General features: G+C 63.5%; 18 protein-coding genes. 9 read left to right on the top strand and 9 right to left on the bottom strand.

What is annotated here, in order from left to right; all coding sequences use genetic code 11:
• Positions 1 to 302 precede the first annotated feature (302 nt).
• Positions 303 to 953: a PEP-CTERM sorting domain-containing protein gene (locus tag EP7_RS18150; RefSeq protein ID WP_463523240.1), complete on the top strand. Its 651-nt coding sequence runs from the start codon at positions 303 to 305 to the stop codon at positions 951 to 953.
• A gap of 223 nt (positions 954 to 1,176) precedes the next feature.
• Here the strand turns inward: EP7_RS18150 and menC are convergent, their stop codons facing one another.
• Positions 1,177 to 2,328: an o-succinylbenzoate synthase gene (menC, locus tag EP7_RS18155; RefSeq protein WP_463523242.1), complete on the bottom strand. Its 1,152-nt coding sequence runs from the start codon at positions 2,326 to 2,328 to the stop codon at positions 1,177 to 1,179.
• Between the two features lie 1,527 nt (positions 2,329 to 3,855).
• Between menC and EP7_RS18160 the strand changes: the two genes are divergently transcribed.
• Positions 3,856 to 4,608 carry a hypothetical protein gene (locus tag EP7_RS18160; RefSeq protein ID WP_463523244.1) on the top strand — a complete coding sequence of 251 codons (753 nt, stop codon included), beginning with the start codon at positions 3,856 to 3,858 and terminating at the stop codon, positions 4,606 to 4,608.
• Positions 4,605 to 5,504 (top strand): DNA integrity scanning protein DisA nucleotide-binding domain protein, encoded by a 900-nt coding sequence (locus EP7_RS18165; RefSeq protein WP_463523246.1) that lies wholly within the window; start codon positions 4,605 to 4,607, stop codon positions 5,502 to 5,504. Before EP7_RS18160 ends, EP7_RS18165 begins: the two co-directional genes overlap by 4 nt.
• Before the next feature lie 31 nt (positions 5,505 to 5,535).
• On the opposite strand, the gene EP7_RS18170 is transcribed toward EP7_RS18165, so the two are convergent.
• A complete protein-coding gene (locus EP7_RS18170) occupies positions 5,536 to 6,798 on the bottom strand; it encodes a tetratricopeptide repeat protein (protein ID WP_463523248.1) in 1,263 nt (420 codons plus the stop codon).
• Between the two features lie 32 nt (positions 6,799 to 6,830).
• On the bottom strand, positions 6,831 to 9,395 hold the full coding sequence (locus EP7_RS18175; protein ID WP_463523250.1) for an MMPL family transporter: 2,565 nt from the start codon (positions 9,393 to 9,395) through the stop codon (positions 6,831 to 6,833).
• A 286-nt stretch (positions 9,396 to 9,681) separates the two neighbouring features.
• Here EP7_RS18175 and EP7_RS18180 point away from each other — a divergent pair, with 286 nt between their 5' ends.
• The 3 genes from EP7_RS18180 (at position 9,682) to EP7_RS18190 (ending at position 14,124) form a co-directional block, all read left to right on the top strand.
• The gene (locus EP7_RS18180) at positions 9,682 to 10,071 is read left to right on the top strand and encodes a hypothetical protein (RefSeq protein ID WP_463523251.1); all 390 of its coding nucleotides are present in this window, start codon (positions 9,682 to 9,684) and stop codon (positions 10,069 to 10,071) included.
• 172 nt (positions 10,072 to 10,243) lie between these two features.
• Positions 10,244 to 10,945: a 3-keto-disaccharide hydrolase gene (locus tag EP7_RS18185; protein ID WP_463523253.1), complete on the top strand. Its 702-nt coding sequence runs from the start codon at positions 10,244 to 10,246 to the stop codon at positions 10,943 to 10,945.
• Positions 10,946 to 11,370: 425 nt separating this feature from the next.
• On the top strand, positions 11,371 to 14,124 hold the full coding sequence (locus EP7_RS18190; RefSeq protein WP_463523255.1) for a BamA/OMP85 family outer membrane protein: 2,754 nt from the start codon (positions 11,371 to 11,373) through the stop codon (positions 14,122 to 14,124).
• 27 nt (positions 14,125 to 14,151) lie between these two features.
• Here the strand turns inward: EP7_RS18190 and EP7_RS18195 are convergent, their stop codons facing one another.
• Positions 14,152 to 14,736: a c-type heme family protein gene (locus EP7_RS18195; protein ID WP_463523257.1), complete on the bottom strand. Its 585-nt coding sequence runs from the start codon at positions 14,734 to 14,736 to the stop codon at positions 14,152 to 14,154.
• Between the two features lie 1,294 nt (positions 14,737 to 16,030).
• On the opposite strand from EP7_RS18195, the gene EP7_RS18200 reads away from it, so the two are divergent.
• Both EP7_RS18200 and EP7_RS18205 read left to right on the top strand, forming a co-directional pair.
• On the top strand, positions 16,031 to 17,041 hold the full coding sequence (locus EP7_RS18200) for a carbon-nitrogen hydrolase family protein (RefSeq protein WP_463523259.1): 1,011 nt from the start codon (positions 16,031 to 16,033) through the stop codon (positions 17,039 to 17,041).
• A complete protein-coding gene (locus tag EP7_RS18205; protein WP_463523261.1) occupies positions 17,038 to 18,873 on the top strand; it encodes a SufS family cysteine desulfurase in 1,836 nt (611 codons plus the stop codon). The genes EP7_RS18200 and EP7_RS18205 overlap by 4 nt, the downstream gene beginning before the upstream one ends.
• 225 nt (positions 18,874 to 19,098) lie before the next feature.
• Here EP7_RS18205 and EP7_RS18210 read toward each other — a convergent pair whose 3' ends face one another.
• From EP7_RS18210 to moaA, 5 genes are all read right to left on the bottom strand, one after another.
• Positions 19,099 to 19,332, bottom strand: coding sequence for a hypothetical protein (locus EP7_RS18210; RefSeq protein WP_463523263.1), 234 nt, complete (start codon positions 19,330 to 19,332; stop codon positions 19,099 to 19,101).
• Positions 19,333 to 19,564: 232 nt separating this feature from the next.
• A complete protein-coding gene (locus tag EP7_RS18215) occupies positions 19,565 to 19,954 on the bottom strand; it encodes an HU family DNA-binding protein (RefSeq protein ID WP_463523265.1) in 390 nt (129 codons plus the stop codon).
• 114 nt (positions 19,955 to 20,068) lie between these two features.
• A complete protein-coding gene (locus EP7_RS18220; protein ID WP_463523267.1) occupies positions 20,069 to 20,608 on the bottom strand; it encodes a hypothetical protein in 540 nt (179 codons plus the stop codon).
• Positions 20,605 to 21,024 carry a YkgJ family cysteine cluster protein gene (locus EP7_RS18225; RefSeq protein ID WP_463523269.1) on the bottom strand — a complete coding sequence of 140 codons (420 nt, stop codon included), beginning with the start codon at positions 21,022 to 21,024 and terminating at the stop codon, positions 20,605 to 20,607. The genes EP7_RS18220 and EP7_RS18225 overlap by 4 nt, the downstream gene beginning before the upstream one ends.
• A gap of 175 nt (positions 21,025 to 21,199) precedes the next feature.
• On the bottom strand, positions 21,200 to 22,198 hold the full coding sequence (moaA, locus tag EP7_RS18230; RefSeq protein ID WP_463523271.1) for a GTP 3',8-cyclase MoaA: 999 nt from the start codon (positions 22,196 to 22,198) through the stop codon (positions 21,200 to 21,202).
• A gap of 192 nt (positions 22,199 to 22,390) precedes the next feature.
• On the opposite strand from moaA, the gene glnE reads away from it, so the two are divergent.
• Positions 22,391 to 25,543 carry a bifunctional [glutamate--ammonia ligase]-adenylyl-L-tyrosine phosphorylase/[glutamate--ammonia-ligase] adenylyltransferase gene (gene glnE, locus EP7_RS18235; protein WP_463523273.1) on the top strand — a complete coding sequence of 1,051 codons (3,153 nt, stop codon included), beginning with the start codon at positions 22,391 to 22,393 and terminating at the stop codon, positions 25,541 to 25,543.
• Positions 25,544 to 25,605: the final 62 nt, after the last annotated feature.

Raw genomic sequence — 25,605 nt, forward strand, 5'->3', positions numbered from 1 at the left:
TTTTGGTTCTCCCCTATCAACACCATCTCCGCCAACCAGGGGCTCGATCTAAGCCTAACTTAGCTAGTGATTCCTTCGTATCTACATCATTTAGTTAGGTTGATTAAAATTCCAACCATTTGATTGACGTCCTCGTTGTCCATCGCTATTTATTATTTCGTTGCGGACAAACGTGGGGTCATGGTTGCACAGGGCACAACGACCATGGCCCGGATGAGAAATCCCATTTCATGGATCGACGTGGGTTCGTCTCGCCTCTCCGATCGGAGCACGGCTATCACGCTCGCCCAAGAGGTCTCCCCATGATTTCGCAGTTGCGCTCGTTCCGTGGCCTCGCCATCGCGGCCGGCCTTGCCCTTGCTCTGTCCACCTCGGTCAAGGCTGACCAGATCGCCCAGTTCGCTGAGTCGGGCTCCACCCCGCACTTCACGTTCTCGAACCTTGGCGTTGCGGGCGGAACCATCGTGGGCACGACCTCAGGCTTCTTCGTCGATCAGACGACGTCGAGCCTGTATTTCGCCTCGCTGGAGCTGAACCTGACGTTCGTTAGCGGCGACACCTACACCGGCTCCTTCACGGTCACCGCCACCCAGCCCGGCCCCATTGGCGACCCCAATCCGGTCATCCTGCCCGGCGATGTCCTCCTGAGCGCCGATTACACCGCCATCCTCACCGGCGGCAACCAGTCGCTGTCGCTGAACAACATCTCGACCAGCAATACCGGCAGCGTCATCTTCGACTCGCTGCCCGGCCTGACGGCTGGTTTCACCTTCACCAACGTCTCGGGCGGAATCGCCTCGTCGTCCCTGCCCGTCACCGGCAGCGGCACGGCCAACGGTTCGGCTTCGTTCGCCACCGTCCCCGAGCCCGCTTCCATGGTCATGCTGGGCCTCGGCCTGGTTGCCCCGGTTGCCGTCTCCTACCGCCGCAAGATGCTCCGTAGCAGCAACTGAGCACGGTTCGACCGATGCAGTTTCCGACGTCGCGGGGCTAACCATGCCCCGCGACGTTTTTTCGTCGACGGAAATTCCGACTTGGATCACGAGGATGATTAGGATTGACTGCATGATTGACGCAATGTTGTCTGGCAATTGACGGTTCGTGGCTGGCGGGCAAAATTACCGGGACGGTCGTCTGGCCACGATCGAATTGCCCGGTTCTTAACATTAACCTAGATCATGACGAGACTTGTTTCGCATAATCAACATGCCGGACCTGATAGCGTTTGACTTTCATCATGTCCAGGACGAAGCCTAGACCAGATCGGTCGGGGACGCGAAGGTAGCCGGGCGAGTGGAGTTCCAGGCGAGGTACGGTGAAATCGTCAACGAACCAACGCGAACTCGGTTCGATGTCAGTCGGGTATCGACAATTTCCCAGCGATGCGAGGTGAATCCCGTGGGCCTGACCTACCCCCAGCTCGGGCATCGTTCCGACCCAGCAGGCGATGCCCTTTGATGCGCAATAGTCGTGGATAGCCTTTGCGGGGCCATACCCCCCGACCCGCTGGAGTTTGAGGTTGACGATCCTGCAGGCCTCTTGCTCGATCGCCTCGACGGTCATTGCGAGCGTATCGGCGGTTTCATCAATGCAGATCGGTGTAACCAGACTGGCCTGAAGTCGCGTTAATCCCGCGATGTCGCGAGCCGCCAGGGGTTGCTCGATCATCAGGAGATCGAAATCGTCCAGAGCACGAAAGGTCTCCATCGTCTCGGCATCGAGGCGATACGCTGCATTCGCGTCGACCATCAACGGCAGTTCGCCGAAATGCTGGCGCACTGCCCTGACGAGTTCGAGGTCGCTGCCGGGGCAAATCTTGATCTTGACCCGACGATATCCTTCAACCAGATGTGTCTCGATCGTCCGCAGCAGCTCAACGACCGTCGGATAGAGACCGACGGCCAGGCCCGATTCGATGCCCAGCGAAGCCTGTTCCGCGGAGACGCCCAGAAGTCCCGCGATGCTCGTGTGGCGGGACTGAGCGAGTAGGTCGTGAAGGGCCGTCTCGGCGCCCGCCACTGCGAAGCGACTGGAAGCATCCCATCCCGCAACCAGTGACGCGATATCCTCGACGCTCGCGACCGACCGGCCCAGCAACGAGGGAACGATTTGCCCGACCAGGTCGTCCCAACACCCCTCGGGTGTGTCGGACGAGTATCCGAAGCTGGAGGCCATGGGGGAACTCTCACCCAGCCCCAGACCGCCCGACGACTCGATCGTCACCAGGATCGCGTCCTTGATGGCGACTTCGCCTCCCGAAATCCGGAACGGTTCTTTCAGCGGTATCTGAATGTGAGTCAGGCCCACTCTCTCGATCGTCTCAGACATCGAGGCCCTCCGATACGCGAGCGGGTGCCCGCGAAACGTCGCCAAGGACATTGGCCTCATGGGCGAGAATTAGCCGCCGATCCCGTCTGCAAAGGCTCGATGAAACCGAGGGACGACGTGCCGATGGATGCAAGCGGATGATCAGTCAACTTGGAAGGCACCATGTTGGAGTCTGCCGCACGACCGTCCCGGTCTATTGCAGTCAGAGAGCTCTCGCTTCACTTGGCAGATTTGCAAGTTCCGAAGGGGCTCGTCAAGCCTTCTCATCGAAACTTGGCTGCTTTTGTGCGGGACAATGACAATTTCGACGCGATCAGTGTCGCCTCGTCGCTGGACGCTGTCGATCAGCAAGACTCGGTAGAGCGGTTCCAATGGATTCCTTCCTCGGGTACGACGTCCTGGGTTGCCCGTCGTCGATTGGGGGTCGTACAATCGACCAACATGAAGCGGAACGCACTCATCTTCGTCGTCTTGGTCGGTACGATTGGCCCTGGATACGTCCGGGCCCAGGATCGGCCCACATCGCGGGCCGCCGGTGAAATGCTCCTCAAATCGCCCGGCGGACATGTGCCCGGTCGATTGGCGACGTCAGAACGTTCGCGACTCAGGTTCTTGCCCGCCAGTGGAGCGGCCCCGATCACTATCGAGCCAGGTATGGCAATCCAGAGCGAGCCAGGCATCGCCACGAGCAACAGTCATCCCGCGGCCTTTCGGGCATCCCTTGGATATGACCAACGGATTTCCGGGCGTCTCATCTCGCTTGATGAGGTTGGGGTCTCGTTCGAAAATCAACCCGGTCAGAAGCCACTGATGATGATCAGGGGTGGAGTTTCCTCGATTCTTCAGCGTGAGGGCGAGGTCCAGGTTCTCCTCGACGACTTCGAGTCGATCGATCCCTCACGATGGTCGATGCTGGGAACGGCCGAGGTTGACAAGGCCTTGCACCTTATCGGAAAGGGTAGCCTGCTCCTGCCTGCGGGGGGGACCAGCCTGACGAGCCGCCTTGCCGAGCCCATCGCGGACGGACGCCTCGACCTTGCCTATCATGACAGCGGACAGATTGTCGCTGGCCATGAGTGGTGCGTCGACCTCCTCTTTCGGGGCCGTTCAGGTCCTGAAATCATCCGAGTCGTCCCTGGCTGGGGCGACGAGAGCATCGGGGTGGAAAGCCCCGGTGGGCCCGCTCTCGCGGTGCAACGGCTTTCGCGGAAGCCCGGCTGGCATCGGCTCTCCGTGCGGTTCGGTTCCGAGCGAACTGACGTGTCGATCGATTCGGATGAGCTCGTCCACGGCAAGGGGCCCGGTGGGCCATTAGTTGAGGTCCGACTCTCAAGTCTCGTTGGCAATAATATTCCAGCCGCCAACGAGGGATTGTCTGCTCACGTCGATGACTTGCGGCTCGTCCGTTTCACACGGCCTTCAGCGGAGGTCGAGCTCGACTCGAGCCAGGACGAAGCTCGCCTGGTGGGCGGAGACCAGATCTATGGATCGATTGTTTCGGCCGATTCGTCTCGTCTGACGATGACGATGGCGAGCCGAACCATCGAACTTCCCTGGTCCGAGACCGTCGGAATCAACTTCCGGCGCAGCCCGATTCAATCCAGGCCGGTCGAGGGGCCCATCGTCCTGGCGGAGTGGCGGCCCGTTTCCGGCCCTGCCGAGGACCTCGACGGAATCGACGGAATCGAGGGGGCGCTCGTCGGAGTATCGGACGTTGCCCTGACGCTGGAAACCCCATTCGCGGGCACGATCGTCGTGCCTCGTGACCGCCTGTCACGGCTCGAAATTCGCAGCGGATGGGCCCGCCGAATTGTCTTCGACTCTCACGCCCACCACCTGGGCAACGAGGTCTCGAGCGAGCCTCCGAAACTTGACCCGCCCCAGCCCGAAGGGGGAACCCTGGAGCGTACCATTGAGCTCAAGGTCATCCCGGAAGGGCGGCCCGTCCTGGTCCTGGACGTGGTGCAGGTCGTCGGCGAGACGGGCAACATCAACTTCTCAAAGTTACTGGCGGACGGGCAGTTACGTACCGAAGTCCGGCTCAATGGGGAGATGTTCGACACGATCAATCGTCATATCAAGACCAGCAACGAGACACCGGAGCGTATCCGCTTGCCGCTGCCCGACGGCCTGCTCCGGCCTGGCATCAATCTCATTCGATTCGATCAGAAGGGCCTCAACGGCGATCCGGACTATCTGGACGACCTGGGCATCCTAGCGATGGCGATGGAATTCGAGGTCCCTGCACCTGCCGACGAGGGCGGACGGGGCCGACCTTGAACGTCCTGACTCGCAGCCTGGTCAAGCACGCACACGCGATCGCCCGCGAATCAGGGGCACGTACCATTCTGCTGCACGCCGACGTCGTCGAGGAAGACGACGCCCTGGCTTCGCTCATCCAGGATGTTGATTTCCGGGTCGTCCTCGTCTCGCGAAGGGTAGGGTTCCAGGCCCCCCCGGGATGGGGTGAACTGTGCTCGATCGTCCGTGTGCCGGACATCCCGATGACACGAGCCGGCCAGATCAAGGTCGCGGTGCTGGTCGCCGCGGCCGAGGGTCTGATCACCATCGGTGACCGGATTCTCTGCCTGGGAGGCCAGGATAGCTCGGGGATCCTCGATACCCTGATGGTACTGGACCTGGGCGAGGAGATCGAACTGTTCGCGGCCTCCGCCACGACCCCCTTGCCGTCCGACGTGGCCCCGACGGTGTTCGAGCGGCTCCTGACCCTGGCCAGCGAGCTTGGCCTGGAAGGCCGAGAGGGGAAGTCGGTCGGAACCCTCTTCATTCTGGGCGATACGGATACGGTTCTCTCGCAGAGCCGTCAGTTAGTGATCAACCCATTCCATGGCCATCCCGAGTCGGAGCGGAATGTCCTCGATCCCCGACTCGAGGAGACGGTCAAGGAGTTCTCGGCAATCGACGGTGCGTTCATCATCCGCGGTGACGGGGTGATCCTGGCCGCTGGACGCTATCTCACGCCGCAAACCGAGCTGGAAGTGCCGCTTCCGCGTGGCCTGGGGACGCGCCATGAAGCCGCCGCCGGGATTACGGTGAACTCGGACGCGCTGGCCATCTGCATCTCACAGTCAACCGGGACCGTATCCATCTTTCGCCACGGCCGGTTGATGACCGATCTGTCGAAGCCGAGGAAGCGTTCACCTCAAGCACTCTGATGGGATTCAGGGCTGGCGGTGGGGCGGAGCTTCACTTTGGCTTCGCGGCCTTGGGCTGGCCGGGGAGAGATCGGAGCTTGGCGTCGGCCAGGGCTTTGGCGAGATCTGCGTTCTTCGCCTTGGCACTCAGGCTGGAGGCCTCGGCGAACAGGGCTTCGGAACGGGACCGATCTCCGGCTTTGGCCCCGACCTCGCCGGCGAGGATGAGGAGCCGGCCCAAGGCGACGGGGTCCTCGTCCTGGCGGGCGGTGTCGACGGCCTCTCCCAGGGCTTTCGCCGCGGCCGACCAGTCATTCGTCTTGCCGCGGGCGTCTGCGAGCAAGACCAGCGCGGCGATCTCGCCGGGACGATCATCCGCGGCGCGAAAGGCCTCGACGGCACGGTTGGCGAATGTGGCGGCGTCGGCGGGTCGTCCCTGGCGGATGCGAAGTGCCGCAAGCCAGGCTGCGTCATCAGCTAGGTCGGCCTGCTGTTCGAGCTTGGTGTGGGCCTCCAGGGCCATCTCGGCGCGGGCCGAGGCGGCGTCGACATTACCCAACTCCGTCAACACGTCGGCGAGTCGCCGGTCGACCTCCGCCACCTCGCCTGGTCGGTCGAGCTTTGTGAGTGCGAACCGGGCATCGCTGAACGTCTCGGCCGCGAGAGCGTTGGCGCCGAGCATCGCAGCGGTCCGGCCGAGTTCGGCCTTCAGCCTGGAGAGACGCCCAGCATCCTTGAGTGACTCTGCGAGCTGAATCCCACGGGTGAGCGCCGGCCAAGCGATGTCGGCGCGGTTCAGGTCAATCGCCAGCTGCCCGTAAAGCCACTGGGCATCGGCCTCGTGATCGACCTCGGAAGCCTTGGAAAGCAGGGCGATCGATTTCCGGAGGGCCCGGACGGCGTCGGCGGGCCGCCCTCGATCCTTCTCCGCCTGGCCGATCAGGAGCCAGTCGTAGCCCAGGTCACCGACCGCCTTCCGCTCGGTATCGATGGGGATGACTTCGAGATAGGCCTCGATCGCCCCGTCGAAGTCTCTCAGATTCGCCAGGCAGGAGCCGATCGCGCGGGCGGCCAGTGATTCGTATCTGAGATCGCCGAGGATCTTACGGCTCGCTCGCTCGGCCTGGTAGATGGGCAGGGCGGCGGCATAGTCGCCCGCCTTGAAGAGCCGATCGGCCTCCGCGGCCTGCGCCGTGGCCTCGGATTCAAGACGGGCCCGGCCTGCGTCTTGCCCGCGAGCCAGGCCCGCGGAGAGGAGCAGGATCGTCATCAATGCCGCCGACGATTGCAGGAAATGCCCAGCGAACCCGGCCATGTTTCGCTCCTTCTGGACACCAACGGCTCTGATCATCGCCAACCCGGCTTCCACCAGCGTTCGTCGTCGCGGCTGAGGACCACGTCAACATAGGGGGCATTGACGTCCTGCTCGATGACCGGGATGCCCGGGGGGGAGTCGATCGTCCCGGCGACGAAGGCGGTCTCGGTCGGGGTCGGGGTTTGAGTCGGCAATGGGTCTTTGCCGTGTTTCAGGTTGTGCACCAAGACCACGAACGCAGGGACGAGGATCGGCCGGACGATAAAGGTGTCGAGCAGCACGCCCAGGCCGAGTGCGAACCCGAGCTCTCTCAGGGTCGTCAGGCTGCCGGTGAGCATCGAACCGAACGTACCGGCCATGATCAGGCCGCACGAGCTGATGATGCCGCCCGTGTGCGACATCGCCTGACGCGTCCCTTCGATCGTCCCGTGCTTGCGTTCCTCCTCCAGGACGCGGGCCATCAGCAGGATGTTATAGTCCTCGCCGACGGCGACCAGGATCACGAAGAGGAAGAATCCGACCTTCCAGTCCAGCCCGACCCAGGGCTCGGGCCCGACGTGCATCGCCTTGAAGGCAAGTTCGGTCATGCCCAGGGACGCCAGATAGCCCAGGATGACAGTAAAGATGAGGTAGAGGCAGATGCCCGGACGCCGCAGCAGGATCACGAGGATCGTGTAGACGCCGAGGGTCACCAGGACGTACATCCTCTGCTGGTCACGAGTTGTGACGTCCTTGAGGTCGTAGATCAACGCGGTGGCGCCGGTGAAGCCGGTGGCGGACATTCCCGCCATGGGATGTCCAGGCTGGGCCTCCGCCTTCACGACCTTGCGGACGTCATCAAGGGCATTGAGACTCGTCTCGGCGAAGGGATCGTACTTCAGGACGAGGTCGATCTTGGTGATGTGGTCATTGTCGGCCGCAGAGGTCGATTGCGTGGCGATATACCGCGGGTCGGCCGCGGTGCGGAATCCCCTTCGCAGGAGCTTGTCGGCGAAGCTCAGGTTCTCGGCGGTCTTTTCGGGCTTGCCCAGGGGCCGAGAGGCCGAGCGGACCTCGACGACGTGGGGCAGGGCGGCCAGCGACTTGCTCAGGGCCTCGATCGCAGCCCGGCCTTCCTCGGAGCGGAAATTGAGCTTCGGATGCGCCAGTAGCACGCTGGACGGGCCCAGCTCTCCGACGGCGAAGTATTTCTGAACGATCCGCGAACCGACAACGCTGGGCTGGTCGTGGCCCAGGTCGGCGAGCTGGCTGTAGTTGGGGGTGGTTTGCGAACCGATCACCGCGAACGGGAGCAGGGCGAGCAGGCTGACGAGCAGGATCCGGCCCGGGTAGCGAACGACGAAGTCGGCAATGCGGGCCCAGGCCCCGTGCATGGGTAACTGCTCGAGCGCCTCCTGGTCGCGGTCATGGCCCAACTCGTGATGCGGCGGGCGGAACGGCCAGAAGACGGCGCCACGGAGCCAGTGGAGCAAGACAGGGGCCAGTGTCAGCGCCGCCAGCAGGCCGATGGCGAGGCTCAACGCGATCGCCGGGCCGGTGTACTGGATCTTGGCGAAGCTGGAGAACCAGAGCATCCCCAGGCCGCAGATGACCGTGCCGGCGCTGGCCACCAGGGCCCCGCCCACCTGGACGATTGCCTCACGCAACGCGTCGGGGCCACTGCGGCCCCGGGCCAACTCCTCGCGATAGCGGGCAATGAGGAACAGGCAGTAGTCGGTGCCTGCTCCAAAAAGGATGACGATCACGAACACGTTCGTGATGTTGATGACCTGGAAATTGAGACCAGGGATACGCGTTAGCGCGGCGATCCCCCAGAGCGACGTTTTGACCGACAGGCCGATCGAGAGCAAGGGGAGCAAGGCCAGCAGCGGAGACCGATAGACGATCAAGAGAATGAGGACGACGAGCAGGATGGTCGCCTTGGTCGTGGCGTCGATGCTGGAGTTGGACGCGACGTTGACGTCCCGCCCCACCGCCGCCGATCCGGTGACGGCCTGGACCAGGCCCTCGGGGGCACGCGGCTCCGTCTTGAGGATCCGGAGCACGGCGTTCACCGCGACCCGGGTCTGGCGCGCAAGGTAGGTGCCGCTGAGGGTGACAACGGTGAGCGCCGCCTGCCCGCCGCCGGCCTTGGTGCCGACAAGCCGGGGGCCGATGACCAGGGCCCGGTGGTCGACGACTTGCTTGATCCCCAGTCCGGTGCCGGCGAGCCTGAGTCGATCGACGTCGCCGGCCATCTCGGTCTCGCCGAGCGCTTCGAGCTCTTCGACGACCTTGCCGATCTCCAGGTTCTGGATCCGCTTGATAGCGTCGGCCATGCGGTCGACGTGCGCGAGGTCGGAGGCGGTCAGGGGACCGTCGGGCCGCTCTGCCACGAGGATGAACTGGGCTCCCGAGGCGTCCTTGGGGAACCCTCGTTCGAGCAGGTCCTGGCCGACGACGCTGGGATAGCCGGGCGGGAAAAACCGCACGTCGTCGTCGCGGCTAACCGTTTCCCATGGGGGTGCGATCGCACGCAAGGTGATCGCCAGTGCGATCCAGCCGAGCACGACCAGCCATCCCCGGCGGATGACGACGGAGGCGAGCAGATCAAACATGTGCGGGGCCAAGTCCCTTCCGAGCAACGCGGGCGGTCATCTTCGATCGTCGCGTGGAGGGCAGCCTCCGAACTGCCGGCCACCTCGCGGGCCTAACCCGTCCCGTCGCAACATAATGTCGCCAGAGGAGCCTGTCAAACCCGATCGCCGCCGTCACACGGGCCGACTCCCGCCGTCGAGATCTTTGGAGCTTCCCCTTGTCCGGCCCGCTATGATAGTTCCGACGCATCAAGAGGCCCGCCCGGACACGCGACGGGCCGCATCACCCCGGAGGGATTTTCACGCCGTGCCCGCCCAAACCGTTCGCGACCTGTCCCGTCAGTGGATCGACCGCCTCTCCGGCTTCCGCTCGCACAAGAATGACGAGCACCGCGAAGCCCTCGTGGAAGAAGCGAGCCGATACGCCGGGATGCATCTGGAAAACGACCTGGCCCGCTCGGGCTATTGGTCGAAGGCTCCGCTGTCTCGCCGCGTCGCCGTGCTGCTCTTCCTCGTCGATCGCGGCGCCGTCTGCCGCGGGGTCGAGAATGGCCGACGCGTCTATCTGGCCCAGCCGCATGCCGAAGAATGGGTCCTTCAGCAGCAAGCCCTGGCCCCCTATCTTGGGCCCGTCCTGGAATTGATCGCCGCCCTGCGCACGGCCAAGGCCGACCGCGGCACGATCAACCCCTCCTGAGCCGTGCCGGGGACGCAGCCGGCCAAGGCTGGTCCCCGTTCTGGCCCCCCTCGATGGTGACTTGAGGGGGGCATCCCCGGCCGTTACGATGCCCGGGGGTCGAGCGTTGAGACGCGTTGGACGGGCCTTGCGCCGCGGTTCGACCTGCGCACCGACCCCGGGAGTCCCATCGATGCAATGCTGGAACCGCCGCAGGGCTGGCCTCGTGCTCGCCGTCCTCTCGACGCTCGCGTCGATCGCACCGAGGACTCACGCGGAGAAGGCAGCGGGGGAGAAATCCGTCCGCCTGTTCAACGGTAAGGACCTGTCCGGCTGGACGACCTTCCTCGTTCATCGGGACAAGGCGATCGATCCCCGTTCCGACCCGCTCGGCGTCTTCAAGGTCGAGGACGGCCTGATCCACGTGTCGGGCCAGGAGTTCGGCGGCATCACGACCGAGGGCGAGTACGAGAACTATCGGCTGCGCCTCGACGTGAAGTGGGGGGCCAAGAAATGGCCTCCTCGGATGAACGTCGTCCGAGATTCCGGCGTCCTGCTGCACTGCGTCGGGCCCGACAAGGTCTGGACCAAGTCGATCGAGTGCCAGATCCAGGAGCACGACACGGGCGACTTCTGGGTGGTCGACGGGGCCACGATCGAGGTCGACGGCAAGCCGATCAAGACCATGTCGGTGAAGAAGAAGGACGCCGAGAAGCCGACCGGCGAGTGGAATACCGTCGAGGTCGTCTGCGACGGCGGGCGCATCACCAACATCGTCAACGGCGTGGTGGTCAACGAGGGGACCAACGCCAGCGTGACGCGCGGTCGGATCCTGCTCCAGTCCGAGGGGGCCGAGGTCTTCTTCCGGAATATCGAGCTGACTCCGTTGCGCTGAGTCCGGCGGGCGTGGCCGAGGGATTTCGTCGGGAAGTTCCGACCTTGCCTCATCCCATTGTCTGGGGTACAAGGCCCCGCACTCGTCACCCTGGTCGCGATTCTTGAGAGATTCCCTGCGCCACCGGCGGCTTCCCCCGCCCGGGCGTTGGAGCGAGTGTCCGAAACGTCCGGTGCCCGAGATCCATGGATGGGTCGAGGGCTCGCCCGGGCCACCGTTCCAGTAGGCCACGTCCGCCCTTGGATGAGGGTCGCCCCCCCGGCGACCACGCCGGGCGGCCCTCCGTTGGGAAGCGATCGCCCATGAGACGCGGCTCAACCGTGCAGCCGTCGTGGCCAGGGATGGCCCCGTCGGATCGATCAGCGAACCGAGGTGACTTCCCGGGTCGCTCGAGCTTCGCCCCCGGCGGGTCGACGATGGCCGCGATGGGCCTCCTCGTCGCCTTCGCTCTGCTGGCCCTCGGGGCCGGGCCGAAACCGCTGCCCGAGGGGACGATCACCGAGGTCGTCATCGAAGGGAACGACACGGTCCCCGCCGCCGACATCAAGGCGAAGCTCCAGAGCAGGGCGGGCCGGCCACTCGACCAGAAGACGATTGACGTCGATATGAAGAATCTCTTCGCCATGAAGAAATTCTCCGACGTTTTGCCGTATTACGACCCCGATCCCGACGGCAAGGGCTACAAGCTGATCTACAAGGTCACCGAGATGACCATGCTCACCTCGGTCGAGTTCCGGGGTCGCAAGAAGGTCAAGCTGAGCGACCTGGAAGAGGCCACCGAGCTGAAGAAGGGCTCCAGGGCCGATACCATGCGGGCCCGACTGGCCGTCAACCAGATCACCCGCGTCTACCAGGACAAGGGTTACGAGCTTGCCCGGGTCCAGCTGCTCGAAGGGGGCAAGGAAGGCGACACGAAGGTCGTCTTCGAGATCTACGAGGGGCCGTACTACCACGTCGGCAACGTGACCTTCAAAGGGAACACATTCGTCAGTGACGCCACGCTCGCCACGAAGGTTGGCAGCAGGGCCGCGATCCTCGGGCTCATCGGCGGAAAGTACCACAAGGAGAGCCTCGACGAGGATCGCCGCAAGCTCGTCGAGTATTACCAGGCCAATGGGTTCCTTGAGGTGAAGGTTAGCCCTGTCACACGGACCGGCAGCGACCTGGGCGACCTCCGTATCGAGTTCGTCATCTCCGAGGGGGTGCAGTACAAGGTCCGCGACCTGAAGTTCGAGGGGAACAAGAAGATCCCGTCCGAGGATCTGAAGGTTGGCCTGAACCTGCACTCCGGTCAGCCGTTTAACGACTCTGTGCGCGAGGCGGATCGCAAGAAGATCCTGACGAAGTATTACGAGCTCGGGTGTATCGACACCCAGATCAACCCGGAGCCGAAGTACACCGACCAGCCCGGCGTGATCGACTTGGTCTACGCGATCGACGAGGGCGAGGTGTACTACCTCGCCGACTTCCTTGTCCGCGGGAACCAGAGCACCCGCGATAAGGTCATCCGCCGAGAGGCGATCATGGCCGGGGTGCTCCCGGGCGAGACGCTCAACCTCAACCGGCTCGAGACTTATCGCACGCGACTGCAGAATCTGAACTATTTCCAGACCGACCCGCAGCTTGGCAAGGCGCTGGACATCAAGATCGTCAACCGCAGGCCGAACGATAAGCCCTACGGCGACCTGCCTGTGTTCGACATCGGCCAGGCCCCCAAGGAACGGATGCAGGATTCCCCGGTCGAGGTCACTCGGACTCGGATGCAGAGCCCCGACCCCGCACAGGACCCGATCCCCGCGCTGGAGCCCGGCCCGCCCCCATCGCTCGACGAGCCACTTGAGGTCCCCGCGGCAACGGCCGAGCCTCAACCGGGGCAAGGAGTCGGCCTACCTTTCGGTGCGGGCGCCGACTTCCAGCCGCCCCCGGATACCCCTCCGATGACGGTCGTCCCGCCGCCCGGCGGTGGCCGTAGGATGGACCCCCGACCGATCGCGCCTCAGGTGGTCTCCCCGGAAGGGCCTCCGCCCAGTTCACCCGACGGGTTCCCTGAGCTGCCCGGCGGTAACATGACGGACGTCGGCCCCGACCGCCAGGAGCCCTTTTCGAACAGGTCGTATGCCGATATCGTCACGCAGGTCGACGAGGCCCCGACCGGGCGACTCCTGTTCGGCGTCGGCGCGACCAGCTACGGCGGGCTCAGCGGAAATCTGATCCTCCACGAGCGGAATTTCGACATCTTCAATGCTCCACGCAGCTTCGGCGACCTGACAAGCGGCCGCGCCTTCCGCGGAGCCGGCCAGGAGTTCCGGGTCGAGCTGTCGCCGGGTACGCAGATCAATCGATTCGTGGTCAGCTTCCGCGACCCTTATCTCTTCGACCAGCCTCTCGGCTTCGGCTCCAGCGGCTACATCTTCCAGCGCATTTACAAGGACTGGACCGAAGGTCGCGCCGGCGGTCGGTTCTCGCTGGGCTATCAGTTCAGCCCGCAGGCCTACGCCGACATGGCCTTCCGCATTGAAGACGTGAACCTCTACGGCTACAAATCCCCCGCGCCTGCCGACCTGCTCGCCGCGGCCGGCCACACGACGCTGGCCACGCTTCGCCCGAGCCTCCGCATCGATAACCGCAATAATCCATTCCTGCCGACGAAGGGTCAGTATCTCGAGTTGGCCTATGAGCAGCTCTGGGGCACCTTCACCGCCCCCAAGTTCACCGCCGAAGGTCGTCAACACTGGCAGACCGGCAGCCGCCCCGACGGCTCGGGTAAGCGCACCCTGACGGCCCGCGGATTCTTCGGGATCACCGGCCGAGACACACCGATCTACGAGCGGTTCTTTGCCGGCGACTTCCGCAGCATGCGAGGCTTCGCCTATCGCGGCGTCGGCCCGCACCAGCTCGGCGTGAACGTTGGCGGCGTCATGACAGCCGTCGGCTCCCTGGAATATCAGTTCCCCTGGACGGCCAGCGACACCCTCCAGCAGGTCATCTTCTGCGACTTCGGCACCGTCGAGGCCGACTACAGCTTCACCAACTTCCGCGCCGCGGTCGGCACAGGCATCCGGGTTTCGATCCCCGCCCTCGGCCCCTTGCCGCTTGCATTCGACCTGGCCTTCCCTGTGGCCAAGGACCCCGGCGACCAGACGAAGTACTTCACCTTCTTCATCGGCGCGTTCTGGTGAGATCCGGACTCGAGCCGATCTGGCCGCTCATTTTGAATTCAAGGGGATCCGGATCACTAACCCGGCGAAGTTCGGGGACTTGGTTTGTCGCACGGAAAATCCCGCGTGACATCCGACACAGCCCGCCGTCAGCGGGATGGCCCCGGCACGCTGGTAGTAGTCCTTCTCGACGCGCTCAAACTCGCCCTTTCCCGAGGCAATTTGCCTGACGGCCTCCAGCTCGAAATCGCTTTCCGCCTGATGATCGAGGCTCATCGCCTTGGTCGTTACGGCGATCCAACGGCTCTGGATTTTCGATTGTTCGGCCAGCTCATCGAAGACGTCCTCCATCGCTCGGGCGGGTAGGATGGAATTGCCTTTCCGGAAGTAGTGGTGGTGAAGGGCCTCCAGGGTTGACGCGTAAATGGTGTGCATCAATTTGGCGCGATCGCGTGCTTGCTCGACCGTAATAGGGAGATCGCCGTCGACCGGTGTTGAGACGGTCGAACGCTTGTCATCTTCCGGCCCGGGCCCGGCCATTGCGGGCGACTCGACGCTCGGGAGGTAGCCGGCGAACAAGGTTCCCATCCCGATGGCTACCCCGACCAGGCCTGTCAATGTTCCGCGACGCATCTCGGCAATCTCCTTGATCAGGGCTTGGCGCTGATTGAATCGAAATTCGTGAGCTGATCGATGGCCTGATTCTCGCGAGACCTCGCCGGTAGAGCCTCCGTCTCGCAATCCGCCCCCCCATAGTGTGTTCACCTCGCTCTGGAAAAGCGTCCGTGACGACCGGTCTGGCGATGGCGAGGATTGGGACAAAGAGATCTCCTAGGATTGAAACAGGATAGCCATGTCCTGTTTAACAATAATCACGCCGCGAGGCAATCGGGTCAGTCTCGACAAATGGTCGGGTCGCTAGCGAATTGGCTGGAGTAAGGGCTTTTCAGGCAGACATCGACGGCCAAATTTTGAAATCGCTTTTCTCGGAATCAGGTCGAGGGAGCTTTGACAGAAGCTTGGAATTCCGGGGCACACCGCATCGTGAATCCGACATGGTACTGTCCGAGTCACGGTCCTTTTGACTCAGGCTCAAGTCGAAGGGCATCATTCGGCTGATCCAGACAGTGCGAGTCGAAACCAATTTTGCACCGCTCGAATCCCATCGACCCATCGAGTTTGTCTTCCGCCGGCGGAGAGATTCTTATCCCGATCGTCGTCATGAAGAATTCTCGGATAAGCGATGGGCCCCTGGCAGTATCCAGACTCCTTGGGTTTCTGATGTCGTTGGGCTGGCCTTCCTTCCGGTCCCTCCTGGCGTGTACCTTTGATTCAGCAACATCGACGCGTTTTGCGACACTCGGAAAGATCAAAGGTCGCCGAGACTCGGCTCGGGTTTGATCGAGCCAATCGCGATGGACCGAAATCATCGCGATCTCGATCGCCCTTCCGAAGGGCACGACTCGCGATTGGGGAACGAATGCACGACTACTTTTACCTGGCCGTGATGATCTCGGGTGCCGTCCTGATGATGCTCGTTGGATATCTCGGAATCTGGTGGATGTGCCTCCAGATCCCCTCGGACGAGCCTGTGATTCGTCCGACGAGTGATGCAGAGTCGACACCAATCATCGGACAGACGGCACGAGAAGCGCCGTACAAAGCCTGAGGAAAGCCCTGTTTGCTGCATCTGGCTTCACGAATCCATCCTTTCGATGTCCGAGCGGATCATTCGTTGAGGAAGGCACGATCGGCGGATTCCACGGTCCGAGTTCATCCTGCGATCCTGCTCGTTCATCCATCGAGGATTCGGTTCCATCCCACGATCGTCGAAGGATAGACGACTGGCGAGTTATACGGGCGGTATCGCTGCGTTCCGACCTAGTCCGTACAACGGAGTGTGTTGGCGAACCTCCGGAGCCGCGAAATGACGACCGTCCGAGCCGCCGTGGTGCAGTCAGCCCCCGTCGCTTTCGACTGCAGGAGGACCCTGGAGAAAGTCGGCGAGCTGGCCGCGGAAGCGTCCGCGTTAGGGGCGAAGCTTATCGTTTTCCCCGAAGCGTTCCTCTCCGGCTATCCGCGTGGGCTCGACTTCGGCGCCAGGGTTGGCTCACGCACCCCCGATGGACGGGAATGGTTCCGTCGCTACTGGGAAAGCTCGGTCGACGTTCCGGGCCCCGAGATCCAGGAGATTGCGTCGATCGCTCGGGACTCGGGGGCCTTCATAGTCATCGGCGTCATCGAGCGAGATCGGGGGACGCTTTACTGCTCGGTCCTGTTCTTCGGCCCCGGCGGCACCCTGATGGGCAAGCATCGCAAGCTCATGCCGACGGCGGCCGAACGGCTCATCTGGGGGTTCGGCGACGGCTCGACCATCCCGGTGTTCGAGACCCCGATCGGTCGCCTGGGCGCGGCGATCTGCTGGGAGAATTACATGCCTCTCCTGCGGACGCACCTCTACGCCCAGGGCATCGAACTCTACTGTGCGCCGACTGCCGATGACCGCGAGAGCTGGCAGTCGACCGTCCGCCACATCGCGGTGGAAGGGCGCTGCTTCGTGCTCTCGTGCAACCAGTTCGCCCTTCGATCGGACTATCCGGCCGACTACCCGGCGATTCAGGGAGATGACCCCACGACCGTCATGTCGCGCGGGGGAAGTTGCATTGTCGACCCGCTGGGACGGGTCCTTGCCGGCCCGCTCTATGATTGTCCGGGGATCCTCACGGCGGACCTGGATCTCGGCGAAGTGGCGAGGGGCAAGTTTGACCTCGACGTCGTCGGCCATTACGCGCGTCCGGATGTCTTTCGACTGATCGTCAATACATCGCCGACTCCGCCAGTCGTTGCCGGGGCGATGGCTTTGCAATCCGAGATCCACAGGGGGCGTGAAGCCGATTCCGGCGCGTTCTCCGACGAGCCTGGAAAGAGACTCTCATGAACTCGCCCCACGAAACGCATCGGCCCTCGAAGGGTATTGGCGGGCGGGTGCCGCTGGCCGGAATCCGTTCTCTCTTCCCCGCCTTGAAGCAGGACGTTCATGGCAAGCCGCTGGTCTACCTCGACAACGCCGCCAGCACCCAGAAGCCGCGGGTCGTCATCGATGCCCTCGTTCGGTTCTACGAAATGGACAATTCGAACGTCCATCGGGGGGCCCATGCGCTGAGCGACCGCGCCACAGCGGCCTACGAGCGAGCACGCGATACGGTCAGACGTTTCCTGAATGCCCGAGAGGCCGGGGAGATCGTGTTCGTCCGGGGTGCCACCGAGGCGATCAACCTCGTAGCCCAGACGTTCGGCCGCCAGCAGGTCGGCCCCGGCGATGAGGTGGTGGTCACAGCGCTGGAGCATCACGCCAACCTCGTGCCCTGGCAGCAACTCTGCCGCGAGAAGGACGCAGTCCTACGCGTCGTGCCGATTACCGACCGCGGCGAGATCCGGCTGGACGCCCTGGAATCAGTGCTGAATCCTCGCACGAAGCTCGTCGCTGTGTCCCACGTCTCCAATGCCCTCGGCACGGTCAACCCGGTGAAAGAGGTTGTTGCTGCGGCCCACCGATGGTCCGTGCCGGTGCTGGTCGACGGCGCCCAAGCCGCTCCCCATGTCCACGTCGACGTTCAGGATCTAGACTGCGATTTCTATGTCTTCTCGGGCCACAAGGTATACGGGCCAATGGGCATCGGGGTTCTGTACGGGAAGTCGGAGCGGCTCGCCGCGATGCCCCCCTGGCAGTTCGGCGGAGACATGGTCGAGACGGTCGGTTTCGATGAGACCACGTTCAATGAGGCCCCCTATCGGTTCGAGGCGGGTACCCCGAATGTCGCCGGTGCGGTCGGACTGGCGACTGCCCTGGAGTTCCTGGAAGGGCTCGGCCGTGACGAGGTGGCCGCTCATGAGTCCGAGCTGCTGGAGCTGGCCCTGAAACGCCTCTCGGAGATTCCGGGCATCCGGATCGTTGGCGAGCCGAGCGAACGCGCCGGGGTCATCTCGTTCTCGGTGGAAGACCCGCCGATGTCGGCCCTCGATGTGGCAGCCCGCCTCGATGCGGAAGGGATCGCCGTCCGAGCCGGGAACCATTGCTGCATGCCTCTGATGGGGCGACTCGGAATTCCGGGAACGGTCCGCGCCTCCTTCGGCCTCTACAACAACGAGGACGACGTCGAGCGACTGGCGTCCGCCGTCAGCGCGATCATTTCAGATTCGATCAAAGTCCGCCCCGTCTCTGGTCATCGAAGCTTGACGGAGAAGGACTCGGGCCCTTCGGGGTCGAGAGAGCGGGCGGAGACGGTCGGCATGGTTGCAGCGACTCTTCTCGACGAGTTCGATGCAATGGAGGACTGGGCCGAGCGTTATGAATTCCTCATCGACCTGGGACGTCGAGCTCCGGCCTTGAGTGACGACCTGAAGACAGAAGCCAATCGGGTGCGAGGCTGCCAGAGTACGGTCTACATGGCACCCAGTCTCAAGCCAGGTACGCTCGACGTCATCGAGTTCAAGGCGGATAGCGACAGCGAACTGGTCAAAGGGCTGCTCGCCTTGTTGCATCTCCTTTTCTCCGGCCATCGCGCTGAAGACGTGCTCGCCTTCGACCTTCCGCGATTCCTCGAAATGGCCGGTCTGAACTCGAATCTGACGACCGGGCGGAGAAACGGCCTGGCGGAGATGATCAAACGTCTTCAAGGATTCGCTGCCGGATGCCAGGTCGCCAATTCGACGATCGATCCAAGGCATTCAAGCCCCGCTCAACAAACAATCGCAGGTCGCCCCGCTTGATCAGGAGGCTGAAAAGTCCGGGCGGAACAGACAGGTTGTCATTCGTTTTTCGACCTTGGCGATCAAGGTCATCGCCCGAAGTCCTGGCGAGATCTGGGCCTGTTTACCGGCTAGGATCCGACAAAAGCGAAGACGCCCCGGCGAGGTGGGCCTCGCCGGGGCGTCCTTGATTCGCAGGGCCGCCGACCGAAATCGGTCAGGCGGCCTGATTTGTACGCGAGCCGATCACGGCCCGAGTCCGCCGTGGGTGCGGAACGGGGTCATGTGAGAGGGCTGATCGAGGAACCAGAAACGGTTCCACTCGTCGCCGGCCTGTCGGAGATTCTCCGAGTCGACCAGCAGTTGTTCCACCCGCTGCGGCGGGTTGGCCGCATAGCGCGGCAAGGGCACTGGCGCACATCCCTGGCCCAGGGCGAGGGTAGCCACCACCAGGGCGATGGCCAACAACGATTTCCGCATGTGGGGTCCCTCCCGACGTCGATCCTGGCCGCCAGATCGATCGGCCGCGGCGTCCTGACCGCGATCGTCCGACCTGCTCGGGTCGCCTTCATCGCCTCGGCCCGGAGGCCTTGGTCGAGCTCGGCGCAGCCCGAGTCCGTTCGCAACTATCGAGGCTCGCCCGGCTACTCCGTCCGATTCGCTTCAACGCGAGGCAACCGCGGCTGGCCTCATCCGGGGGAGGGACGGGTGGTCACTCTCCGGAGTCGGCCCGTGCCGAAGTTTCCGATCGGGGCGGCTGGGCGGGCCCGTTACTTACTTCATCGGCTTCTCGCTCGTCGTCCAACAGCGGAAGATCCTGCGGATTCATCTTTCGGACGAGTTCTTCCATTTCCTTGCCCGGCTTGAACGTGACTACGTTCTTGGGGGGCACGTAAACCTTGTCGCCGGTCCGAGGGTTGCGGGCCTTGCGGGGGGCCCGACGCTTGACCTCGAAGACGCCGAAATTGCGCAGCTCGATCCGCCCTTCGGAAACCAGCGTCTGGATGATCGCGTCAAGGGTTCTCTGGACGATGTCCTTGGTCTTGAGCTGGGTCAGACCGATGTCCTCGGAAATCTTCTTGACGATCTCTTTCTTGGTCACTTGGCGGTCTCCTGATGGACGGGGTGACCCGTGCCTCGGCGATCGGCTCAACTGTATTTGTAGCTTGGACTAATGTCAAGAAAATTTACTGAAGTGGGCGTCTCGAGCTTAGACTTAATGCCGACTCGCGATCGGGTTTTCCGATCCCAGACTGTCCGCTTCAAGACTCTCCGACCTTGGCGTTCCCATCAAGCCAGAGCGAACGGCCTCGTCAAGGTGACGGTGGAGCGGGGCGTAATTCCAGGGAAGCCCCATCTCGATGACCATCGCCTTGATGCGGGCCAGGAATGCTTCGGTCAAGTCAGGTGCCAGCGGTTCGTAGGCCGGGTCGCAGAAATAAACCCTGCATCCCAGGGGCCGTGCGTCGCGTGCCGTGCACCGATTATTCAAATCCTGCCAGGGGCAGGTCGCACCGCCGTCAAGCGGCCTGGAAGGCGTTGGGGCATCGGCGAGGAGCAGGTCGAACTCCGGGGCCGAGACGAACAGAGTGTGCCCGTACTCTTCGAACTTGCAGCAGCGGCCGCTGAGCGAGCAGACCGGCGCCAGTCGGGCAATCTCCGCGTCGAGGTCTCGATAGATGCCCTGAAGCCGTTGTCGAAAGCGAGATGGGTCCGTCGAGTCTTCGTCGCCCAGTCGAGGAGGGTGTCCGCTCATAAGCCAACCCTCGCGGCGTTCAGGCGGATTTCATCGAGGGTAAAGACGCGGCCGACCCCGGCACCCGGGCAACCACGCTGGACTCGCTGCCAGTCTCCGGGAGTCTCGATGTTCTCATCCCAGAATGGCCAGGTTTGGCATTGATCGGGGCGAGCAGAGTAGACTGTGCAGCCGCTAGCTTTCTCCCAGAAAATGCAATCGCCCCCGGGACGTTCAATCAGGCTGAAGCGGTCATTAACCTGGCGGACATAAGTCAAGCAGAAGGTCTCGACCGATTCTCCCCGGAATGCGGCGAGCCTGGCGATTTCTTCGTCCTGGACCCAGACGTAACCCGGGGCTCCCGTGCAGCAAGCGCCGCAGCGGGTGCATTCGAATGCGAGTCCGTCGCGATACCAAGGTTCGTCCCGGACTTCCATCGCTGGTCCCTTCCGACTCGCCCGCCCGTCCCGGTTCGGGCCCAGTGTACCGACGACGGCCGCCGTCGATCAACGACCTTCCGCCTCAAGACGAATCAAGCTCTCGGCTTGCGGAACAGTAAGGCGATCCGGGGGGTCTGGGTCGAGTGCGTGGATGGCTTGATAAGCGGTCGAATTAACCGCCGATTGAGTGCATCAATCGATCTGGTTTGATAAAGCGAGAAGACGAGATTTGATGACCTTCCCACTTACCTTCCACGCTCATCATGATCGCGGAGGCCAGGTCCTGGTCGCTTGACCCGTCGCGCAGGAGGCCACGCAGATCGGTTTCGTCGATGGCGAAGAGGCAATTTCGCAGCTTACCGTCGGCCGTGATACGAATCCGGTTGCACGATGCACAGAAGGGGCGGCTCACGGAGGCGATCAACCCGATCCGCCCGCACCCATCGTCGTAGTCATAATCCAGGGCTGGGGCACGTGCATCCTGGTTAGCGGCGGGCGTGAGGTGGCCGAACTCGCGCGAGAGGATTTCGAGGATGTCTTCGGCGAGCAGGACTTTCTGACGTTCCCACGCCCCTGCATCGAGCGGCATGTACTCGATGAATCGCAGTTCGAGGCGATTTTCGCGGGCGTAACGGGCTAGAGGGATGATGTCCTCTTCGGTGGTCCCTTTGATTGCCACCGCGTTAAGCTTGATGGGGTCGAAACCGGCGTCCTTCGCGGCTTGAATCCCTTCGAGCGTTTGCTCAAGGCCCGTTCGACGGGTGAGGGTGAGGAACCGGGCCGGGTCCATTGTGTCCAGGCTGACGTTGAGGCGGAGGAGCCCGGCGTCCCGTAGCCGTCGCGCGAGCGGGGCTAACAGGATCCCGTTGGTCGTGAGGCCGACGTCCTCGATCCCTGGGACTGCGGCGATCTTCTCGACGAGATGCGGGAGATCCCTGCGGACGAGCGGCTCTCCGCCGGTCAGTCGAATCTTGTTGACGCCCAGTGAGGCCGCGACGAGGACGATCCGGTGAATTTCCTCGTAGCTGAGCAGGTGCTGGCGGGGCATGAAGTCGACGACCTCGGGCATGCAATACACGCACCGGATATTGCAGCGGTCGGTCACGCTGATCCGGAGGTTGTTGTGCACCCGGCCGAAGGAGTCGACGAGGCGTCCTGTCGTATCATTCATGAGGGACGCCGCCTCGAAACTGGTTGCTCGGGAGGGGTTGAGACTCGCCCACTCGATCCGTTTGATTGTAAGGCCACCACCGCCCAAACCCAAGGGGTGGACGGGCGCGGGAGGCTGCGCCGTGGCACGGAATTGGTATCGTCACGAGATCTCGGGGGATTGGGCCTCGACCATAGCGGAGCGGCCACTGCCATGTCGGAATCGCAGCCTACGTCGTCGATCGGCCGATGGCTGACCGACCAGAGCAGGCCGGAGCAGGTGAAGATCTGGCTCTCAGGGGTCGGTGTCCGCGACACGGAACGCGCCGAGGCCGACCTGCGCGACCTCGCAAGGCGGGCGCACAGTCCCGAGACGATGGTGGTCCTGGCCGACTTGCTAGGGGGGCTGCTGAGTCGCAGTTCCGATGCAGGGATGGCGCTTAGGAATCTCGAACGATTCGTGTCGGCACATCCCGAGCCGGGCTCGATCTTGGCGGAGCTGGCAGTCTCGCCGCGCACGACCGAGATCGCGGTGCAGCTCTTTAGCTCGAGCCAATATTTCAGCGAGATGCTCATCCGCGAGCCGTCGTTGCTGGGCTGGTTGAGGTCGGGTGCCGAGCGTCGCGACCGGGAAGATCTGGTCGAGGACCTCTGGGCCGAGCTCAAAGATGTCGGGGACGAAGGGCGTGAGAGGCTCGTTCTCCGGCGGTTCCGCCGCAGGGAGCTGCTCCGGATCGGGTTCAACGACATTGTCCGGGGCGTGCCGCTTGAGGTCACCACGCAGGACCTCTCGCACCTGGCCGACTCGTGCGTCGAGTGCGCCTACCGCCTGGCCAGGCGCAGGGCGAGAGCCAGGCATGGCGAGGGGCTCGGCCACGATGGCACGCCGATCAGATTCGTCGTCTTGGCCCTGGGCAAGATGGGCGGTACCGAGCTGAACTACAGCTCGGACATCGACCTGGTCTTCCTTTACGAGTCCGAAGGGCAGACCGAAGGGCCAAGGTCGGTCAGCTTCGCCGAATTCTTCGCGAGGATGGGCGGCGACATGGTCCGACTTCTCTCGGATCACACCGAGTTGGGAGTGGGATACCGGGTCGATATGCGTCTGCGGCCGGACGGCGACCAGGGACCACTCGCTCGATCGCTCTCGGGCACGCTGGAGTACTACGTCAACAGCGGTCGGACCTGGGAGCGGCAGGCCCTGATCAAGTGCCGGGCAGTCGCCGGCGACCTCGCCCTGGGCGAGCAGTTCTTGCATGCGATCGCCCCGTTCGTTTATCGGAGGTATCTGGGCGCGACGGAGATCGCCGAGATCAAGACGATGAAGCGGCGGATCGAGGGCCGGACGATCTCCGCGGGCGAGGCCGACTTGGAGGTGAAGACCGGCCACGGCGGGATTCGTGACGTCGAATTCGTCGTCCAGTTCCTCCAACTCTTGCACGGAGGCCTGCTGCCTGGCGTGAGGGACTCGAACACGCTGATCGCCCTTTCGAAACTGGAGGAGGTAGGCTGCCTGACCCCCGAGGAGCGGGGGATCATGGACGACACGTATCGATTCCTGAGGCAGGTTGAGCACCGGCTTCAGACGATGTTCGACCGCCAGACCCACAAGATGCCAGCGGACTCCGAAGGGGCCCGCACGCTGGCGATTCGGATGGGGTATCCCCCACTCAATCGCTGGGAGGATCGGGTCGGCCCGTCGGAGCGATTCCTGTCCGACTACCGCGCGAAAGCCGAGCTCAATCGGCGGATCCTGAATCATTTGCTGCACGACGCCTTCCGCGACGACGACGGGGCCGCGGCGGACCCGGTGGTCGACCTGGTCCTCGACCCTGAGCCGCCGCCCGAACTGATCGCGTCCGCGCTGGCGCGTTATCCCTTCCGCGACCCGTCGCTGGCGTATCAGAACCTGATGGCCCTGGCCCGAGAAGAGTACCTGTTCCTGTCGCAGGCAAGGTGCCGGCACTTCCTGGCAGCGATTGCGCCCAGGCTTTTGCAGGCTGTCGCGGAGACGTCCGACCCGGACATGGCCCTGAACAACCTGGAGAAGGTCTCGGCCTCGCTCGGAGCTAAGGCGATGCTCTGGGAACTGTTCAACTACAACCCGCCGACCTTACGCCTGTTCGTCGAGGTCTGCGCCACGAGCCAGCTCCTTTCGGAGATCCTGATCGGTAATCCGGGGATGATCGACGACCTGATGGATTCGCTGGTCGTCGACCGGCCTCAGCCGGGCAAGGCCATCCGCACGGAGCTTGCCGAACTCTGTCATGGAGCCGAGGACCTGGCGCCGATCCTGGTCGGATTCCGCAACAAAGAATGGATCCGGATCGGCACGCGCGACGTGCTGGGCCGTGAGCCGATCCGCGACGTCACGAGAGAGCTTTCCGATGTGGCCGAGGCGATCGTCGGCCAGGTGGCACGCGTGGAGTGGGACCGAAGGGCGGAGAAGCACGGCGAGCCCCGGACGATCGAAGGGGCCCGCGACCGGTGGGCGATCGTGGCGCTGGGCAAGTTCGGCGGAAGGGAGTTGAACTACCGGAGCGACCTCGACCTGGTGTTCCTGAACGAGTCGGACGGCCGGACCGTTCGCCGGGCGTCGGTCCCGATCGACAACGACTTGTTCCTGACGGAGGTGGTGCGTCGACTGATCAAATCGCTCGCCGATCCCGCCTCTCCCGGCCCGCTTTACGTCGTGGACACACGCCTGAGGCCGCATGGGGGCTCGGGGCCGCTGGTGCTGACCCTGTCGGCCTTCGTCGACTATTTTGCGACCCAGGCCAAACCCTGGGAACTGCTGGCGTTGACGAAGGCGCGGGTGATCTTCTCATCGGGAGACTTCGGCAAGAAGGTCTCTGAGTCGATCCAGGAAACACTGACGAATCAGGTGGACGCTTGCCTCTTGGGCGCCGAGGCCCTGGCGATGCGTAAAAGGCTGCAAGATTCGAGGTCGCCCGGCGACCTGAAACGCGGTGCGGGGGGCCTGGTGGACGTCGAGTTCGTGGTCCAGTACCTGCAACTGGTCAACGCACGGGAGCATCCCGAGATCCTGAGAACGAACACCTGGGATGCCCTGGATGCCCTGAAGCGGGCCGGCATCCTGAGTCGTTCCGACCACGCCTCGCTCCGCGACGCATACGACTTTCTGCGAGCGGTGGAAAGCCGTCTGCGGATCGTCAGGAACAGGAGCTCAACCGGCTGGCCGGAGCAGGACGAGGAAGTAGCGAAGCTGGCCAGGCGACTACCCCAGATCGAGGGGGACGCGCGTGATTCGGCCGAGGCATTCCGGGCCCTCAAGCTCGGGCACGCCACGCGGACTCGTGCCGTGTTCGACGGCTTCTTCGGGCGTTTTGGTGGGGCCAAGCTTTAAGAGGACGAAGCCGGATGCGACAGACCAATCACTGGCCTGTCGCATCTCGGGCCGATGAAGTC

It is taken from the genome of Isosphaeraceae bacterium EP7 (assembly GCA_038400315.1).
Classification (GTDB): domain Bacteria; phylum Planctomycetota; class Planctomycetia; order Isosphaerales; family Isosphaeraceae; genus EP7.